The sequence below is a fragment of the Halomonas zincidurans B6 genome, from assembly GCF_000731955.1.
In the GTDB taxonomy this organism is placed as follows: Bacteria; Pseudomonadota; Gammaproteobacteria; order Pseudomonadales; family Halomonadaceae; genus Modicisalibacter; species Modicisalibacter zincidurans.
This window is the reverse complement of record NZ_JNCK01000001.1, coordinates 2,061,181-2,076,950: the sequence shown is the minus strand read 5'-3', so window position 1 is coordinate 2,076,950 and position 15,770 is coordinate 2,061,181. Positions and strand designations below refer to the sequence as shown.

Here is a 15,770-nt window from a genome sequence, read left to right as displayed (position 1 = left end):
AACGATAACCGCAGCGGCTGCGCTCGTATCGAACAACGGCCGGCGCTGATTGATCCGGGAACAAGCATGGAGTCGATAAGCGAGACGCCGAACAGCGTCGTCGAACATGAACGCGAACTCGCGGCGCTGCTGGAAGAGCTCAGCCAGCCCGGTGACGTCTCGCTGGTCTTCGAGGGCGACGACGGCAGCGCCGAGCCGATCTCGGTGCTGCTGGTCGCCATCGAGCCGCAGGCGCGGCTGATCCTCGACGTGACCGCGGCGCCTGAGGCCGTCGGCGGGCTGCGCGCCGAGCGGCCCTTTCGACTGACCGGCCAGGCCCAGGGGGCGATGGTCGCCACACCTCCCTTGACCGCCACGCCGCTCGATGGCGTGGCAGGGCGTGTGCGCTTCGCCTGTGGCTATCCCGAGCGGCTCGATGTCTGGCATCGCCGCAACGCCTTTCGCGCCGAGCTTGGCCCGGGCATGGCGGTAACCATCGAGATGGATCTGGCCAGCAAGGACAAGACCGTGCATGGCGAGCTGGTCAACCTGTCGCTGGGCGGCTGCCTGATTCGCCTGCCGCTGGGCGAGGCGGTCGATCTCACCCAGGGCGAGCCGCTCAAGCGCCTCGAGGCGACCTTTCCCAGCGGCCAGCGCTTCACCACGCCCGGTGAGGTGCGCCACGTCCAGGCCGACGATCGCTGGCAGCAGGCGATGGTCGGCTTCGCCTTCGACGAGGCCACGCCGCGCCTAGAGCGTCAGGTCTGGTTTCTGGTCAAGGAGATCGAGCGCGAGCGCGCACGGACCGGCATCGAGGGCAAGTCGCTGTCGCCCTCGGCATTGTTCAAGGCCTCGGACAAGGCACCCGAGGCTTCGGTCAGCAAGGCCGTCAAGCCGCGCTACGCCACGCCCATGGCGCGTCGACTGACCAAGGTCGCGGATTTCCTCAATGGCCAGATGCTGTTGCTCAAGCAGGGCAGGCCGATCGACAGCGCGCTGCTGTCGCACAACGCCGATCTGCTGCTCGGCCTGCTCGAGGAGGATAGAGAGGCGCTGCTGTTCGCCAGCATCTGCCTGGTCCGCGAGCCCGCGGTGGTCCAGCACGGCCTGGCGGTGGCGATCCGCCTGGCCGATCTGCTCGACACGCGCAGCGCGCCGCGTGAGTTGCGCAAGGCGATTCTCGCCGCGGCGATGATTCACGACCTGGGCAAGGCGCTGTTGCCGGACAGCCTGCTGGAAAGCCGCGAACTGGACGCCGAGCAGCGTGCCCAGCTCCACCAGCATGTCGGTTGGCTCGCCGCGCGCGCCGGTGACTGCCGCTGGCTGGATGCGGGGGTCTTCGCCAACGTCGCCCTGGATATCAACGAGCGACTCGACGGTAGCGGCTATCCCGACGGCAAGCGCGGCGAGGCACTGCCCGAACTCAGCCGCATGGCGGCGGTGGTCGATGCCATCGATGCCATGGGCCGAGCGCGCGCCGACCGGGCGGCCTGGTCGACGGCGGCGATCTATCGCCACTTGCTGGCACAGGGGCAGGCCTACGACGTGCAGTGGGTGCAGCGCTACGTACGCCACTTCGGCATTCATCCGATCGGCAGCCTGGTACGCTATTCGAGCGGCGCGGTGGCCTGGATTCATCGCCTCGATGCGCAGCGTCAACCGGCCTTGGTGCATGTGGTGCGCAACCACTACAGCCCCAACAAACGCATCGATCAGTGGACCCAGGGCCGGGAGATCGCCCAGCTCGGCCGCATCGAGGCGGGGCTCGATCCGGCTACCGAGGTACTCAGACCGGTATAGAAGGCGTTAACCGCAAGCGAGCCTGACAAGGCCGCGGGATACGAGCGTCAGCTTGAGCCACACTGGAGGCAGGCACGCTTCTCGTCGCAGGTCCCAGGAGGTACACATGACTCGATCCGACGGCACGATTTTACATCCGGGCTTCACGCCCCCGTACATTCTCGAACGGCTGCGCGAGCATGGCAGCCCGCGTCAGCGTCGCTGCGCCGAGGCGACGCTGACCCGCGACCGGGGCTTTCGCGCGGCGCGCGGTCCGCAGCGTGCAGCGCGAAAGCCCGAGGCTTCGGCGCCGGGTCGGCCGGCCCGTTACATCCATTCCGCCGAGCATCGCGAGACGTTGCCGGGGCGGCTGGTGCGCGAGGAGGACCAGCCGGGCGGCGACGATCCGGCGGTCGAGGAGGCCTATCGCTGGCTGGGCGCAACCTACCGTTTCTTCTGGGAGGTCTTCGAGCGCCATTCCATCGATGCCAACGGCATGCCGCTGATCGGCACGGTGCATTTCGGTCAGGACTATGCCAACGCCTTCTGGAACGGCGCTCAGATGGTCTTCGGCGATGGCGACGACGAGCTCTTCCGGCGTTTCACCATCGCCGTCGACGTGGTCGCCCACGAGCTGGCCCACGGCGTCACCGAACGCGAGAGCGGGCTGGTCTACGCCGGGCAGTCCGGGGCGCTCAACGAGTCGCTGTCCGACGTCTTCGGCAGCCTGGTCAAGCAGTTTCATCGCGGCGAACGAGCCGCGCAGGCCGACTGGCTGATCGGCGCCGAGCTGCTCACCGAGGCGGTCCAGGGACGGGCGCTGCGCTCGATGGCCGAGCCGGGCAGCGCCTTCGACGATCCGGTGCTGGGACGCGACCCGCAGCCCGCGCACATGGATCAGTTCGTCGTCACCCAGACCGACAACGGCGGTGTGCACATCAACTCGGGGATTCCCAACCGCGCCTTCTACCTCGCCGCCCAGGCGCTGGACGGTTACGCCTGGGAGGTGGCCGGGCAGGTCTGGTACGCGACGCTGCGCGATTCCCGGCTCAGCCCGGACATTGATTTCGCGGGATTCGCCGCTCTCACCGTCGATAATGCCGACCGCAGCTATGGTCGCCAGAGTCGCGAGCAGCAGGCGATTCGCGACGCCTGGCAGGCCGTCGGGGTGAGGGTATGAGCGTTGCGGGGGACTCGTCACGGCCGGTTCTGGGGCCGCGTAGCCGGCTGATGATTCGTCGCGAGGGCGGCCTGGCGCACTTCCCCGGCCTGGCGGCGCCGCGCTGCATCGAGGGCAGCGAGTGCACGCCGGGCCAGCGACGCTGGCTGGAGAACCTGCTGGCCATGGCGCTATGCTGCGGGGCCGAGGGCGAAGCGAGCGGCGCCGACCGGCGCTTCTTCCGGTTGACGATCGACGAGCCGGGCGACGCGGCCGGCGAGGTCATGGATGACGCGGTACGACCGCGCTGGTCGCTGATCGTCGACGAGACCCGGGCACCGCGCTCGCTGGTGACGCTATGGCGGCACGGCGAGCTGGGCGAGGAGCCGGACGGCGAGTGAGCCGACTTATCCTTTCGTCAGGCGCTCGCTCACGGCGCACCATCCTGGCCTACAGTGAGCAGGTGGTTTAACGTCAACGGATTCAACGACAACAACGATGACCGAGGTGCCCATGGCCTTCACCCCCGAGATGTTCGAAGAACTCAACATCCTCTGCCTTTACAATCTCGACACCACCCAGGAGGGCATCAAGGTCCATTCCACGGCGGATGCCCAGCATGTGGCCGCAGCGCAGCGATTGTTCGAACGTGGCCTGGTGACTCATCCGGATGGCGGTTATCTCACCGGATTGGGGCGCGACGCCGCCGAGCAGGCGCAGCGGCTGCTGACGATCCTGGCCACGCCGGCCGTGACCACCGGCTAGCCCAGGCTTCCGGCCAGCCCTCGAACAGTCGCGCCCGCGGAAGCTACAGCGGGGTCTTGCTGGTCTCGCCGGGCACCTCGCGCACCAGCCGCGGGAGCAGGAAGCCGGCGACGCGTTCGCGCAGCGCGGCGTGCAGGGTGAGCGCCTCGTCATCGGGCACGTCGAAATGCGCCGCGCCGGCCACCGGGTCGAGCACGTGCAGGTAGTAGGGCAGCACGCCGGCGGCGAACAGCGCCTCCGACAGCTCGGCCAGCGTGGCCGCGTCGTCGTTGACGCCGCGCAGCAGCACGCTCTGGTTGAGCAGCGTCACCCCGGCGGCCTTGAGCCGGACACAAGCGGCGACGAGCGCGGCGTCGATCTCGCGCGGGTGGTTGATGTGCAGCACCATCACCGTCTGTAGACGTGTCGCGGCGAGCCAGCCGAGCAGCGCCTTGTCGATCCGCTCGGGAATCACCACCGGCAGCCGGGTATGGATGCGCAGCCGTGTCAAGTGCGGGATCTCGGCAAGCCGCTCGCACAGCCAGGCCAGGCGCTGGTCGCTGGAGACCAGCGGGTCGCCGCCGGAGAGGATCGCCTCGTTGATCGTCGGATCGTCGCGCAGGTAATCGAGCGTTTCCTGCCACTGCCCGCGGGACGGCGAATTCTCGGCGTAAGGGAAATGCCGGCGAAAGCAGTAGCGGCAGTTGATCGCGCAACTGGGGCTGGCGATCAGCAGCACGCGCCGGGCGTACTTGTGGATCAATCCGCGCCGCGGGGTATGTTCGGCCTCTTCCAGCGGGTCGCTGACGAAGCCGGCAACGGCGTCGCGCTCGGCGTCGAGCGGCAGCACCTGGCGCAGCAGCGGATCGCACGGATCGCCGGGGCGCATGCGCGCCAGGTAGGCTTCGGGGACGCGCACCTCGAACAGTGCATGGCCGGCTTGCGCACCGGGCAGCCAGCCTGCGTCCAGCTCCAGCCGGGCGAGCAGCTCGCGCGGGTCGCGGATCACGTCGCGCAACTGGGCCTGCCAGCTGCGTTCGACGGCGACCGGGATGTCGGCGGGGCGGTTTGCGCGCTGCAAAAGGTTCGGGCTTCGGGTTATCATTTGCCACCATTCAAGGAAGCGAAGGCCCGCGGGCGCTTCGCCGTTTCGTACATGTGCGTGGCAGGCCGGAGCCCGGACCACGCCGAGACCATCAGCGAGGAATCATGGCGAGCTATTCTACCAACGAATTCAAGGGCGGTCTGAAGGTGATGCTGGATGGCGATCCCTGCTCGATCGTCGAGAACGAATTGGTCAAGCCGGGCAAGGGCCAAGCGTTCAGTCGGGTCAAGCTGCGCAACCTGATTACCGGCCGCGTCTGGGAGCGCACCTTCAAGTCCGGCGATTCGCTGGAAGCCGCCGACGTGCTCGATCTCGACATGGAGTATCTCTACAACGACGGCGAGATGTGGCACTTCATGAAGACCGACGGCTCGTTCGAGCAGTACGCGGTCGACAAGCGCGGCCTGGGCGACACCGAGAAATGGCTCAAGGAGCAGGTCGCCTATACCGTGACGCTGTGGAACGACAACCCGATCAGCGTGACGCCGCCCAACTTCATCGAGCTGGCGGTCACCGAGACCGATCCCGGGGTCAAGGGCGACACCGCCCAGGGCGGCTCCAAGCCGGCGACGCTGTCCTCGGGTGCGGTGGTGCGGGTGCCGCTGTTCATCAACGAGGGTGAGGTGTTGAAAGTCGACACACGCTCCGGCGAGTACGTCTCTCGCGCCTGAACTAAGCTACGAGCTTGCGAATTTTCAGTGTGTGCTGATGCTGGGTTTCGCGGCTCGCGGCTCGCGGCTCGCGGCTCGCGGCTCGCGGCTCGCGGCTTCGAGCAGCGACTGTATAATTTGGCCACGCTTGCGCGTGGCCTTCGTCGTTTTAGAGGTGAATCGTGTCTATCGATTGGCAACCTTCGGCGCGTATCGAGACGCTGCGCGAGCGGGCGCGGCTACTGGCGCGGGTGCGCGGGTTCTTCGCCGCGCGTGACGTGCTGGAGGTGGAAACGCCGGCACTCGGCCATGGCGGCAGCACGGACGTGCATCTCGCTGCGCTGTCGCTGAGCGCCACCACCGGCGCCGGGCGCGAGCGGCTGTGGCTGCAGACCTCGCCGGAGTTCGCCATGAAACGCCTGCTGGCGGCGGGCAGCGGGCCGGTCTTTCAGCTGGCGCGCTGCTTTCGCGACGGCGAAGTGGGCCCGCGCCACAACCTCGAATTCACCATGCTCGAGTGGTATCGCCCGGGCTTTTCATTGGCCGAGCTGATCGACGAGAGCGTGGCGCTGGTGCGCGAGCTGCTGCCCGAAGCCGGGCCGCGGCGGCTGCGCCGTTACCGCGAGCTATTCCGCGAGCAGTTGCAGGTCGACCCGTTCACCGCGCCGCTCGACGCGCTGCGCCGGCTAGCCGGCGAGCGCGGCGGGCTGGATATGCACGATGCCGACCGCGACGGCTGCCTCGACCTGCTGATGGGCCTGGTGATCGAGCCGACGCTGGGCCGCGAGGGGATCGACGTGGTCATCGACTATCCGGCCAGCCAGGCGGCACTGGCGCGGCATCATCGCGACGGCGAGGGCGAGCTCGTCGCGGCGCGCTTCGAGCTCTACGTGGCCGGCCTGGAGTTGGCCAACGGCTATGACGAACTCACCGACGCCGCCGAACAGGCGCGCCGCTTCGCCGAGGACAACGCCCGACGGCGCGCGCTGGGCAAGCCGGAAGTGGATGTCGACGCGCGGCTGCTCGCCGCGCTCGAGGCCGGCATGCCGGAAGGCAGCGGCGTGGCGCTGGGCATCGACCGGCTGATTCAGCTGGCACTGGGCAAGGCCCGCGTCGAGGACGTGATGGCGTTCGCCAGCCCGCGTTGCTGAAGGCGTGCCGGGCTACGCGCATCACAGGCTATACGTAGGTGCCGGGAATCGCCTCGTCGTCATTGTCCGGCGCTACTCCCGGGGCGCTGCCGAGGCTCTCGCCCATGCTCACCAGGGTGGCGTCGGCGCTCAGGTCCTGGCGGAAGGCGATCGGCGAGGCGCTGCACAGGATGACCGTCGAGCCGAGCTTGAAGCGACCCATCTCCTCGCCCTTGGCGAGCCGAATCGGCGTGTCGAAGCGGGTGGTTTCGACGTTCCCCGAAAGCGGCGTGACCTGACCCGACCAGACCGTCTCGATCGCCGCGACGATCATCGCGCCCACCAGCACCATCGCCAGCGGCCCGTGGGGCGTGTCGAAATGGCACACCAGCCGCTCGTTGCGCGCGAAAAGGCCGGGCACATGGGCCGCCGTGGCCAGGTTGACCGAGAACAGCCGGCCCGGCACGTAGGTCATCGAGCGCAGGGTGCCGTCGAGCGGCATGTGCACGCGGTGGTAGTCGCGCGGGGACAAGTAGACGGTGGCGAAACTGCCCTGACGAAACGGCGCGGCCGCGTCGGCATCGCCGCCGAGCAGTGATCTCAGCGAGTAGGTCTGGCCCTTGGCCTGGATCAGCGTGCCGTGCTCGATGCGCCCCGACTGCGACAGCACGCCGTCAGCCGGGGAAACAAGGCCTTCGCCGATCGGCCGGGCATCAGGCTTCAGCGCGCGGGTGAAGAAGTCGTTGAAGCAGGGGTAGGCGCGTGGATCGGGCTCCCGGGCCTGGCTCATGTCGACGTCGAAGGTGCGAATGAAGCGCTCGATCAACAGATCCTTTAGCCACGGCGAGCGGCACTCGGCAAGCTGGCCCACCAGCCGTGAAATCAGATGATGGGGCAGGGGATACTGGATGAGGGAAAACAGTTCGGCGCGATCCACGGCTCGGCATCCACGTCAACGAAGAGAGCCCGCCACCTTAGTCGCCGCGGCGGGAGGTCGCAATACTTTGGCTTCGAGCTTCGAGCTTCGAGCTTCGAGCTTCGAGCTTCGAGCTTCGAGCTTCCTACTGCTTTTTTCAGTCCATGGCTCATAACCTGCCGGTTAGCGTTCGATCGGCGTGTCGTCGCGGTTGCCCCATTCCTTCCAGGAGCCGGCGTAGCCGCGCATGTGCGTAAAGCCCAGCGCCTTGCCGACCAGCCAGGTGAAGCCGCTGCGATGGTGGCTCTGGCAGTGGGTGACGATTTCCATGTCCGGGGTCAGCCCCAGCGCGTCGAGCTCGGTGATCAGTTCGGCGTAGTCGCGGATGCGCAGGTCGCGCTGGCGATCCATCGCTTCGGTCCACTCCATGTTGACGGCCCGGGGGATGTGGCCGAGATGCCGGTTCTGGCCCTTCTCGCCGCGGTACTCCTCCGGCGAACGGGCGTCCCACACCGCCAGCTGCTTGTCGTCGAGACGCTCGAGCAACTCCTCGCGGCCGATCTTCACCGCGGGATTGAGGATCTCCGCCTGGTAGTTGCTGGGCTGCGGCTGACGCGGCTCGCGGGATTGATTCAGGCCGGCGGCGCGCCAGGCGTGAATGCCGCCGTTGAGGTAGGAATAGCGGGTGTGACCGATCAACTCCAGCGTCCACAGCAGGCGCCCGGCCCAGCCGCCGCCTTCGTCGTCGTAGGCCACCACGTGGGTATCGCGGCTCAGCCCCAGCGACGAGAACAGCGCCGACAGCGCCGCCTCGTCGGGCACTTCGTTGGGCACCTCGCCGCGGCCGGCCAGCAGCCGGTTATGATCGAGGAAGACCGCGCCGGGTACGTGGCCCTCGGCATAGCTGTCGGCCTTGAGCGGCACGTCGACGATCAGCAACTGGGGCGATTCGAGATGCTCGGCGAGTTGCTCGGGCTCGACGATCAGCGGTAGCAGATTCGCTTCGGAACTCATCGGTGACTCCTTCTGCGGGAAGGGAATGATCGGTTGGGTTGCTGCGATCATGGCACAGCCGGCATGGTGCGGGCGACTCGGAGCGTCAAGTCGCTCAGCCGGGTGCCAGGCCGTCGAGGATGCGCCGGTAACTGGCGAAGCGCTCGGCGCTGATCGCCTCGCGCTCGACGGCGTCGCGCAGCGCGCAACCCGGCTCCTGGCGGTGGCGACAGTCGCGGAAGCGGCAACGGCCGAGGTAGTCGCGAAACTCGATGAAGCCGTCGGTGATCTGCCGCTCGTCCAGGTGGGCGAGGCCGAATTCGCGAATCCCCGGCGAGTCGATCAACTCGCCGTCTTCCTTCGCGAGGGGCGAGGGCAGGCGGTACAGCCGCGCGGTGGTGGTGGTGTGGGTGCCCTTGCGGGTGTCCTCGGAGAGCGCGCCGATGCGCAACGCGGCGTCCGGCAGCAACTCGTCGATCAACGAGGACTTGCCGACCCCGCTCTGGCCGACAAACACCGAGGTACGCCCGGTGAGCCGTTCGTGCAGTGTGTCCAGCCCGCCGTCGCGGCGCGTGCTAGCCTCGATCACCGCGTAGCCCAGCGCTTCGTAGCGCGCCAGCAGGCCTCTGAGCTCGCCGCCGTCGGCGGGTAGCAGGTCGATCTTGTTGAGCACCAGCACCGGCTCGATGCCGGTGGCCTCGGCGGCGACCAGGTAACGGTCGATAAGATTGGCGAAGGGCGCGGGTTCGACGGCGAAGACGATCAGGATCTGATCGATGTTGGCGGCCACCGGTTTGAGCTGGCCGCGCGCGTCGGGGCGCTCGAGGACGTTGTCGCGGGCGTCGCGGGCCACCACCACGCCGCTGGCGTCGCTGGCCTCGCGCCACACCACGCGATCGCCGGTGACCAGGCTGTCGAGATTGGCGCGCAGGTGGCAGCGGTGCAGCGCGTCGTCGTCGGCGCCGCCGACATCCAGGCTGCGCCCGAAGTGGGCGATCACCCGCCCGGGCTTCTCCCGACCGTATTCGCCGCTCTCCAGTGCGTCGTTCTGGTGGACGTCGTGCTTGGTGGCCCGCGCCTGACGTTCGGCCTGGATCTTCTCGATGCGCCAGCGCTGCTGGCGCGACAGCTTGCGTTTGCTCATGCGACCTCGGCTGGGCGTACAATGGCTTCATTGTAACCAGCCTGGCCGCGGCTGTCCGACCCATTGTTAACCATGGGCGGGATGCCGGCGGGTCAAGCCACTACGTACGAAAGGAGCCTTCGATGCCCGCGCAAGCCGCCCCCCGCAACGATCTGCTGGTCTGGATCGATCTCGAGATGACCGGCCTGGACCCCGACAAGGAGCGGATCATCGAGGTGGCGACGCTGATCACCGACAACGAGCTCAACCCGATGGCCGAAGGCCCGGTGCTGGCGGTCAAGCAATCGGACGAGCTGCTGGCGGCGATGGACGAGTGGAACACCAAGACCCATGGCGAGTCGGGGCTGACCGCGCGGGTCAAGGCCAGCAGCGTCGATACCGCCGAGGCCGAGCGCCGCACGCTGGCGTTTCTCAAGGCGTACGTGACCCCCAATTCATCGCCGGTGTGCGGCAACAGCGTCCATCAGGACCGGCGCTTTCTCGAGCGCGAGATGCCCGAACTGCTGGCGTTCTTCCATTACCGCAATCTCGACGTCTCGACGCTCAAGGAGCTCGCCAAGCGCTGGAACCCCGCGGCGCTCAAGGGCTTCGAGAAGTGCAACACCCACCAGGCGCTCGACGACATTCGCGAGTCGGTCGACGAGCTGCGTCACTACCGGCGCACCTTCCTCAATCTCGAGCCGCCACGCCGCGACGAGGAGGAGTAAGCGCTTGCCCAGGCTTGGGGCTGGTTTGGGGGGTGAAATCCATCGGGAACAAGTTCCCTCCCAGTGCGCCCGTGAAGGCGTGCACACAACTCGGTGGAAGTCCGAGTCGGGGTAAGCCATGGCCCCGTAGTCGAAGGTAACTGCGTCGCCGCGAGGCGGGGTGGAGAGCAACCGGAGGCGAACTGGCGGTCCGTAGGATGACGAACTCGATTCGGCCGGGTCAGGTGGCGAGCTTGCTGGGAGACAGCGAAGCCTGAAACGCACCCGTCGCGCTGGGGTGGCGGCTAAAGCGACGGCAAGACACGCCCGTTGGCTATCCCTACCGTCAAGGACCGCATCGTTCAGGCGGCGGTCAAGCGTGTCATCGAACCGATTCTCGAGCACGAGTTCCTGCCGATGAGCTATGGCTTCCGACCAGGAAGAGGCTGCAAGGACGCCTTGCGGGCCGTCGATGATGGCCTCAAGGCCGGCATGACCTGGGGGGTCGACGCCGACCTGCAGGGTTACTTCGACAGCATCCCGCATGACCGCCTCATGAGCCGTGTTGAGGAACGGCTCAGCGATGGTCGGTTGTTGTCACTGCTGCGTGCCTGGCTGACGCAGGACATCGTTAGCGAGATGAACTGCTGGAGCCCCACCGCGGGAGCGCCGCAAGGAGCGATCATCAGCCCCTTGCTGGCGAATCTCTACCTGCACCCGCTGGACCAGGAGATGACCCAGCGCGGCTATCGCATGGTGCGGTATGCCGACGACTTTGTCATCCTCTGTTACAGCGAGCAGGAGGCCCGGCAGGCCCTGGCCCACGTGCAGGACTGGGTGATGACGAATGGCCTGACCCTGCACCCCGACAAGCCCCATATCGGTGACTGTCGACAACGCGGCGAGGGCTTCGACTTCCTGGGCTACCGCTTCGAGGCGGGAAAGCGCTGGGTACGTAGGAAGAGTCTCAGAGCCTTCAAGGACAAGGTGAGAAGCAAGACGCGGCGGACGGAAGGCAAGAGTCTGCGGCAGATCATCGCCTCACTCAATCCTCTGCTAAGAGGCTGGTTCGGCTACTTCCGACACGCCTATCGGACAACGTTCCGGCCGTTGGATGGCTTCATCCGCCGACGGCTTCGCGCCATCCTGCGCAAGCAGGAGAAACGCCCTGGGCGTGGCAACACCGGAACAGACACGCGACGTTGGCCCAATAGGTTCTTCGCCGCTGCCGGGCTTTTCACCCTAGCCGAAGCCTGGCAGCAAGCGAGCCAATCACGATGTTGAAACCATCGACTGGAGAGCCGTGTGCGGGAGAACCGCACGCACGGTTCGGAGGGCGGGGAGGCGAAGCCTTCCCGACCCCTATCAAAACCATGGGGGCGTCGTCGGGAAAAGTTTCCCACCGACTACGAGCCGCTCGCTGCTCGAAGCCCGTTGCTCGTGGCTGATTCCAGCGCCTCATCGACGATCTCGATCCAGTGCCGCACCGGGGTGCGGCCGGCGCCGGCGAGGTGGGTCTGGCAGCCGATATTGGCGGTGACGATCAATTCCGGCTCGCCGGCCTCGAGGGCGTCGAGCTTGTCGTCGCGCAGCCGGGTGGCGAGTTCGGGCTGGGTCACCGAGTAGGTGCCCGCCGAGCCGCAGCACAGATGGGCGTCGCGCACCGGCGTCAGCTCGAAGCCGAGCCGGGTGAGCACGCCTTCCACCAGGCCATTGAGCCGCTGGGCGTGCTGCAGGGTGCAGGGGCAGTGGAAGGCCAGTCGCCGCTGGCCATGCATCGCCAGCGGGGCGAGATCCTCGTCGCGCAGGATCTCGCCGAGATCCCTGGCCAGTTCGCTGACCCGGGCGGCCTTCTCGGCATAGTCCGGGTCGTCGGCGAGCATTTCGGCGTACTCCTTGACGAAGGCGCCGCAGCCGCTGGCGGTCTGGACGATGGCTTCCACTGCGGCTTCGCCGGCGGTGTCGATATGCGGCCACCAGGCGTCGATATTGGCGCGCATGCGCTCGCGCCCGGCCTGCTGGGCATTGAGATGATAATCGATGGCGCCGCAGCAGCCGGCCTGGGGCGCCGGCGTCAGGCCGATACCCAGCCGGTCGAGTACGCGTGCCGTCGCGGCGTTGGTGTTGGGCGACAGACCCGGCTGCACGCAGCCTTCGAGGATCAGCATCTGCCGGGCATGGCGACGACCGTCGGGGCGCGTGCCGGCATCCACTGGCCTGGCCGGCAGCTTGTCACGCAGCGTGCCGGGCACCAGCGGGCGGAAGGTCTGGCCCAGGGCGAGCAGGGCCTTGAAGCGCTGCGGGTCGACCAGCGCCTTGCGCAGGCCGAAGCGCAACGCGTGCTCTTTCGGCGTGCGATCGACGCGCCGTTCGACTTCGGCGCGGCCGATGTCGAGCAGCTTGTGATACTCGACCCCCGACGGGCAGGTGGTCTCGCAGTTGCGGCAGGTCAGGCAGCGATCCAGATGCAGTTGGGTCTCGCGGGTGACCTGGGCGTCATCGTCGCGGCTTTCCAGCAATTCCTTCATCAGGTAGATGCGCCCCCGCGGGCCATCGCGCTCGTCGCCGAGCAGCTGGTAAGTGGGGCAGGTGGCGTTGCAGAAGCCGCAATGCACGCAGCTGCGCAGCACGCGGTCGGCCTCGCGCAGGTGCGGCTTCTCGAGATCGGCGTCGGTGAAGTGGGTCTGCATGTCAGAGGGCCTCGTAGAGCCGGCCGGGATTGAAGATGCCGTACGGGTCGAGCCGTTGCTTGAGGCGCTGATGATACTTGGCCAGCACCGGCGGCAGCGGCATGAAGGGCTCGGCGGGGTGCGCGCCATCGCGCTCGCGAAAGCAACTGGCGTGGCCCCCGGCGCGGGCCGCGGCCTCGCGGATGGTCGCGGTGGGGGCGTCGCTCTTCAGCCAGCGCTGGGCGCCGGCCCAGTCGTAGAGCACATCGCCGTCGAGCGCCAGCGGTGGCACATTGTTGGGCAGCGACAGGCGCCACAGCGGGCGCGGATCGTCGGCGGTGAACAGCGCCAGACGCTGCTCGCGAAGCGCGCTCCAGTAATCGGCTTCGAGCGCCTCGCCACCGAATTGCTCCGCAGTCTGCGCCACCGAGCTGACGCCGCCCTCCAGGCGCAGGTTGAGCGCGCCGTCATGGTAGCTTGCGGCACTGATCGGCCATGGCTTGCGGCCCCACTCGGCGAGGCGTTCGAGCGCGGCCTCGAGCGGCATCGCCAGGCGCAGGTTGCGTGTGGCGGCGGGCTTGGGCAATACCTTGAACGAGACCTCGCTGAGCACGCCCAGGCAGCCCTGGGCGCCGACCATCAGGCGCGACAGATCGTAGCCGGCGACGTTCTTCATCACCTCGCCGCCGAAGCGCAGTGGCGTGCCGTCGTGACCGATCAGGCGAATGCCGAGCACGAAATCGCGCACCGCACCGGCCCAGGGGCGGCGTGGTCCGGAAAGCCCGGCGGCGACCATGCCGCCGACCGTGGCGGCCGCGCCGAAATGCGGCGGTTCGCAGGCGAGCTGCTGGCCCTCGGCGTCAAGCGCCGCCTCGAGCGCACTCAGGCGCGTCCCGGCGCGCACCGAGACGACCAGCTCGACGGGATCGTAGTGGACGATGCCGTGATGCGCGGTGGTCGAAAGCACCTCGCCGTCGACGGCACGGCCATAAAAGGCCTTGGTGTCGCCGCCGACGATGCGCAGTGGCGTTCTGTCCGCATGCGCCTGGCGGATGCGTTCGGCGAGCGCCTCGCCGGCATCGTGGCCCGCCGCCGGGTCCGGTTCGGCATGTCGCGGGCGTCGCTCCTGTTCATGGTGATCGGGGCCTGGATGGCGCGGATCGCCTCCGCGCGCGTCGTGTGAATCCTGGTTCATCGTCACTCCTCAGAAGCGCGGCAGCTCGGGGTGCGCCAACTCGCCGTTGTGCACGTGCATGGCGCCGAACTCGGCACAGCGGGCCAGCGTCGGCACGTTCTTGCCCGGGTTGAGCAGGCGCGACTCGTCGAAGGCGGCCTTGACGGCGTGAAAGACGCGCAATTCGTCGGGCTGGAACTGGCTGCACATCTGATTGATCTTCTCGCGACCCACGCCGTGCTCGCCGGTGATGCTGCCGCCGACCTCGACGCACAGCTCGAGGATCTTGCCGCCGACGGTCTCGGCGAGCTCCAGCTCGCCGGGTCGGTTGGCGTCGAACAGGATCAGCGGGTGCATGTTGCCGTCGCCGGCGTGGAAGACGTTGGCCACCGCCAGGCCATAGTGTCCCGATAGCTCGGCGATGCCCGCGAGCACCCTCGGCAGCTCGCGGCGCGGAATGGTGCCATCCATGCAGTAGTAGTCCGGCGACATGCGGCCCACCGCCGGAAAGGCGGCCTTGCGACCGGCCCAGAAGCGCGCGCGCTCGGCGTCGTCGCGGGCCTGATCGATGGCCGTCGCGCCGGCCGCCTCGAGCACGCCGCGCACCGCCTGGCAGTCGTCGTCGACATCGGCCTCGACGCCGTCGAGCTCGCACAGCAGGATCGCCTCGGCCTCGACCGGGTAGCCGGCCTTGACGAAGTCCTCGGCGGCGCGGATGGCGAGCTTGTCCATCATCTCCAGTCCACCGGGGACGATTCCCGCGGCGATGATGTCGCCGACCGCCTTGCCGGCCTTGGCGACGTCGTCGAAGCTGGCCATCAGCACCTTGGCGCTCTGCGGCTTGGGCAGCAGCTTGACGGTGATCTCGGTGATCACCCCGAGCATGCCCTCGGAGCCGTTGAACAGCGCCAGCAGGTCGAAGCCGGGCGCGTCGAAGGCTTCCGAGCCCAGCGTCATGCGCTCGCCCTCGATGGTGATCACCTCGACGCGCAGCACGTTGTGCACGGTCAGGCCGTACTTGAGGCAGTGCACGCCGCCGGCATTCTCGGCGACGTTGCCGCCGATCGAGCAGGCGATCTGCGACGAGGGATCGGGCGCGTAATACAACCCATGAGGCGCGGCGGCCTCGGAGATCGCCAGGTTGCGTACGCCAGGCTGGACGCGCGCAGTGCGCGCCCGGGGATCGACCTCGAGGATCCGCGCGAAGCGCGACATCACCAGCAGCACGCCCTGCTCGAGGGGCAGCGCGCCCCCCGACAGGCCGGTGCCAGCGCCGCGGGTGACCACCGGTACGCCGAGCGCATGGCAGCGGCGCATCAGTGTCTCGACCTGCTCGAGGGTGTGCGGCATGGCCACCAGCATCGGCAGCACGCGATACACCGAGAGGCCGTCGCATTCGAACGGGCGCAGGTCTTCTTCGCGATGCAGCAGGGTCATCTCGGGGAGCGCCTGCTGAAGGTCGGCGAGCACGCTGGTCTTGTCAGGGGTCGCCAGCGCCCCGTCGAGTCGCGCGTCGTAGAGAATGTTCATGACGTGCTCCGGCTATCCGGGCGCGGCCCAAGTCAGGCCGCCGCCGCACGATTGGTTTGCTTGTGTCCTACAATTTGACCTTTGAAAACACCACTGTCCAGTCATTGGTTCA

At 67.8% G+C, this 15,770-nt stretch carries 14 protein-coding genes and 1 pseudogene; 8 read left to right on the top strand and 7 right to left on the bottom strand.

What is annotated here, in order from left to right; translation table 11 throughout:
* Positions 1 to 66 precede the first annotated feature (66 nt).
* From HALZIN_RS0109765 to HALZIN_RS0109750, 4 genes are all read left to right on the top strand, one after another.
* Positions 67 to 1,779 (top strand): HD domain-containing phosphohydrolase, encoded by a 1,713-nt coding sequence (locus HALZIN_RS0109765; RefSeq protein ID WP_051907459.1) that lies wholly within the window; start codon positions 67 to 69, stop codon positions 1,777 to 1,779.
* Positions 1,780 to 1,885: 106 nt separating this feature from the next.
* Positions 1,886 to 2,938 (top strand): M4 family metallopeptidase, encoded by a 1,053-nt coding sequence (locus HALZIN_RS0109760; protein ID WP_031384033.1) that lies wholly within the window; start codon positions 1,886 to 1,888, stop codon positions 2,936 to 2,938.
* The gene (locus HALZIN_RS0109755; RefSeq protein WP_031384032.1) at positions 2,935 to 3,318 is read left to right on the top strand and encodes a protealysin inhibitor emfourin; all 384 of its coding nucleotides are present in this window, start codon (positions 2,935 to 2,937) and stop codon (positions 3,316 to 3,318) included. Before HALZIN_RS0109760 ends, HALZIN_RS0109755 begins: the two co-directional genes overlap by 4 nt.
* Positions 3,319 to 3,415: 97 nt before the next feature.
* The gene (locus tag HALZIN_RS0109750; protein ID WP_328286631.1) at positions 3,416 to 3,682 is read left to right on the top strand and encodes a TIGR02647 family protein; all 267 of its coding nucleotides are present in this window, start codon (positions 3,416 to 3,418) and stop codon (positions 3,680 to 3,682) included.
* A gap of 43 nt (positions 3,683 to 3,725) precedes the next feature.
* Here the strand turns inward: HALZIN_RS0109750 and epmB are convergent, their stop codons facing one another.
* Positions 3,726 to 4,766 (bottom strand): EF-P beta-lysylation protein EpmB, encoded by a 1,041-nt coding sequence (gene epmB / locus HALZIN_RS0109745; protein ID WP_031384030.1) that lies wholly within the window; start codon positions 4,764 to 4,766, stop codon positions 3,726 to 3,728.
* Positions 4,767 to 4,870: 104 nt separating this feature from the next.
* On the opposite strand from epmB, the gene efp reads away from it, so the two are divergent.
* Positions 4,871 to 5,437, top strand: a complete 567-nt coding sequence (gene efp, locus HALZIN_RS0109740; RefSeq protein WP_031384029.1) for an elongation factor P — start codon at positions 4,871 to 4,873, stop codon at positions 5,435 to 5,437.
* Between the two features lie 161 nt (positions 5,438 to 5,598).
* Positions 5,599 to 6,567, top strand: coding sequence for an EF-P lysine aminoacylase EpmA (gene epmA / locus HALZIN_RS0109735; RefSeq protein ID WP_031384028.1), 969 nt, complete (start codon positions 5,599 to 5,601; stop codon positions 6,565 to 6,567).
* Positions 6,568 to 6,595: 28 nt separating this feature from the next.
* Here epmA and asd read toward each other — a convergent pair whose 3' ends face one another.
* The 3 genes from asd to rsgA all read right to left on the bottom strand — a co-directional run bounded on the left by asd (position 6,596) and on the right by rsgA (position 9,599).
* Complete coding sequence (gene asd / locus HALZIN_RS0109730) at positions 6,596 to 7,483, bottom strand: archaetidylserine decarboxylase (RefSeq protein ID WP_035575280.1); 888 nt, start codon at positions 7,481 to 7,483, stop codon at positions 6,596 to 6,598.
* Positions 7,484 to 7,645: 162 nt separating this feature from the next.
* Entirely contained in the window at positions 7,646 to 8,476 is an 831-nt protein-coding gene (locus HALZIN_RS0109725; RefSeq protein ID WP_031384026.1) for a sulfurtransferase, read from the bottom strand.
* Positions 8,477 to 8,570: 94 nt separating this feature from the next.
* Positions 8,571 to 9,599 carry a small ribosomal subunit biogenesis GTPase RsgA gene (gene rsgA / locus HALZIN_RS0109720; RefSeq protein WP_031384025.1) on the bottom strand — a complete coding sequence of 343 codons (1,029 nt, stop codon included), beginning with the start codon at positions 9,597 to 9,599 and terminating at the stop codon, positions 8,571 to 8,573.
* 122 nt (positions 9,600 to 9,721) lie between these two features.
* On the opposite strand from rsgA, the gene orn reads away from it, so the two are divergent.
* Together orn and ltrA are read left to right on the top strand one after the other, a co-directional pair.
* The gene (orn, locus tag HALZIN_RS0109715) at positions 9,722 to 10,306 is read left to right on the top strand and encodes an oligoribonuclease (protein ID WP_031384024.1); all 585 of its coding nucleotides are present in this window, start codon (positions 9,722 to 9,724) and stop codon (positions 10,304 to 10,306) included.
* 303 nt (positions 10,307 to 10,609) lie between these two features.
* Positions 10,610 to 11,569: pseudogene (gene ltrA / locus HALZIN_RS0109710) on the top strand (group II intron reverse transcriptase/maturase); the annotation flags it as partial.
* A 122-nt stretch (positions 11,570 to 11,691) separates the two neighbouring features.
* On the opposite strand, the gene glcF reads toward ltrA, so the two are convergent.
* Genes glcF through glcD form a run of 3 tightly spaced genes read right to left on the bottom strand, consistent with a single transcriptional unit; the run spans position 11,692 to position 15,658 of the window.
* Positions 11,692 to 12,975, bottom strand: coding sequence for a glycolate oxidase subunit GlcF (gene glcF, locus HALZIN_RS0109705; RefSeq protein ID WP_031384022.1), 1,284 nt, complete (start codon positions 12,973 to 12,975; stop codon positions 11,692 to 11,694).
* Between the two features lies 1 nt (position 12,976).
* Positions 12,977 to 14,149, bottom strand: coding sequence for a glycolate oxidase subunit GlcE (gene glcE, locus HALZIN_RS0109700; protein WP_084173471.1), 1,173 nt, complete (start codon positions 14,147 to 14,149; stop codon positions 12,977 to 12,979).
* A 9-nt stretch (positions 14,150 to 14,158) separates the two neighbouring features.
* Complete coding sequence (glcD, locus tag HALZIN_RS0109695) at positions 14,159 to 15,658, bottom strand: glycolate oxidase subunit GlcD (RefSeq protein WP_031384020.1); 1,500 nt, start codon at positions 15,656 to 15,658, stop codon at positions 14,159 to 14,161.
* Between the last annotated feature and the right edge of the window lie 112 nt (positions 15,659 to 15,770).

Bases quoted from the DNA above. Each gene is read 5' to 3' on its own strand.
- HALZIN_RS0109755 (WP_031384032.1), top strand. From the start codon at position 2,935: ATGAGCGTTGCGGGGGACTCGTCACGGCCGGTTCTGGGGCCGCGTAGC.
- orn (WP_031384024.1), top strand. From the start codon at position 9,722: ATGCCCGCGCAAGCCGCCCCCCGCAACGATCTGCTGGTCTGGATCGAT.
- HALZIN_RS0109765 (WP_051907459.1), top strand. From the start codon at position 67: ATGGAGTCGATAAGCGAGACGCCGAACAGCGTCGTCGAACATGAACGC.
- HALZIN_RS0109760 (WP_031384033.1), top strand. From the start codon at position 1,886: ATGACTCGATCCGACGGCACGATTTTACATCCGGGCTTCACGCCCCCG.
- glcF (WP_031384022.1), bottom strand. From the start codon at position 12,975: ATGCAGACCCACTTCACCGACGCCGATCTCGAGAAGCCGCACCTGCGC.
- rsgA (WP_031384025.1), bottom strand. From the start codon at position 9,599: ATGAGCAAACGCAAGCTGTCGCGCCAGCAGCGCTGGCGCATCGAGAAG.
- glcE (WP_084173471.1), bottom strand. From the start codon at position 14,149: ATGAACCAGGATTCACACGACGCGCGCGGAGGCGATCCGCGCCATCCA.
- HALZIN_RS0109725 (WP_031384026.1), bottom strand. From the start codon at position 8,476: ATGAGTTCCGAAGCGAATCTGCTACCGCTGATCGTCGAGCCCGAGCAA.
- glcD (WP_031384020.1), bottom strand. From the start codon at position 15,658: ATGAACATTCTCTACGACGCGCGACTCGACGGGGCGCTGGCGACCCCT.
- efp (WP_031384029.1), top strand. From the start codon at position 4,871: ATGGCGAGCTATTCTACCAACGAATTCAAGGGCGGTCTGAAGGTGATG.
- epmB (WP_031384030.1), bottom strand. From the start codon at position 4,766: ATGATAACCCGAAGCCCGAACCTTTTGCAGCGCGCAAACCGCCCCGCC.
- HALZIN_RS0109750 (WP_328286631.1), top strand. From the start codon at position 3,416: ATGACCGAGGTGCCCATGGCCTTCACCCCCGAGATGTTCGAAGAACTC.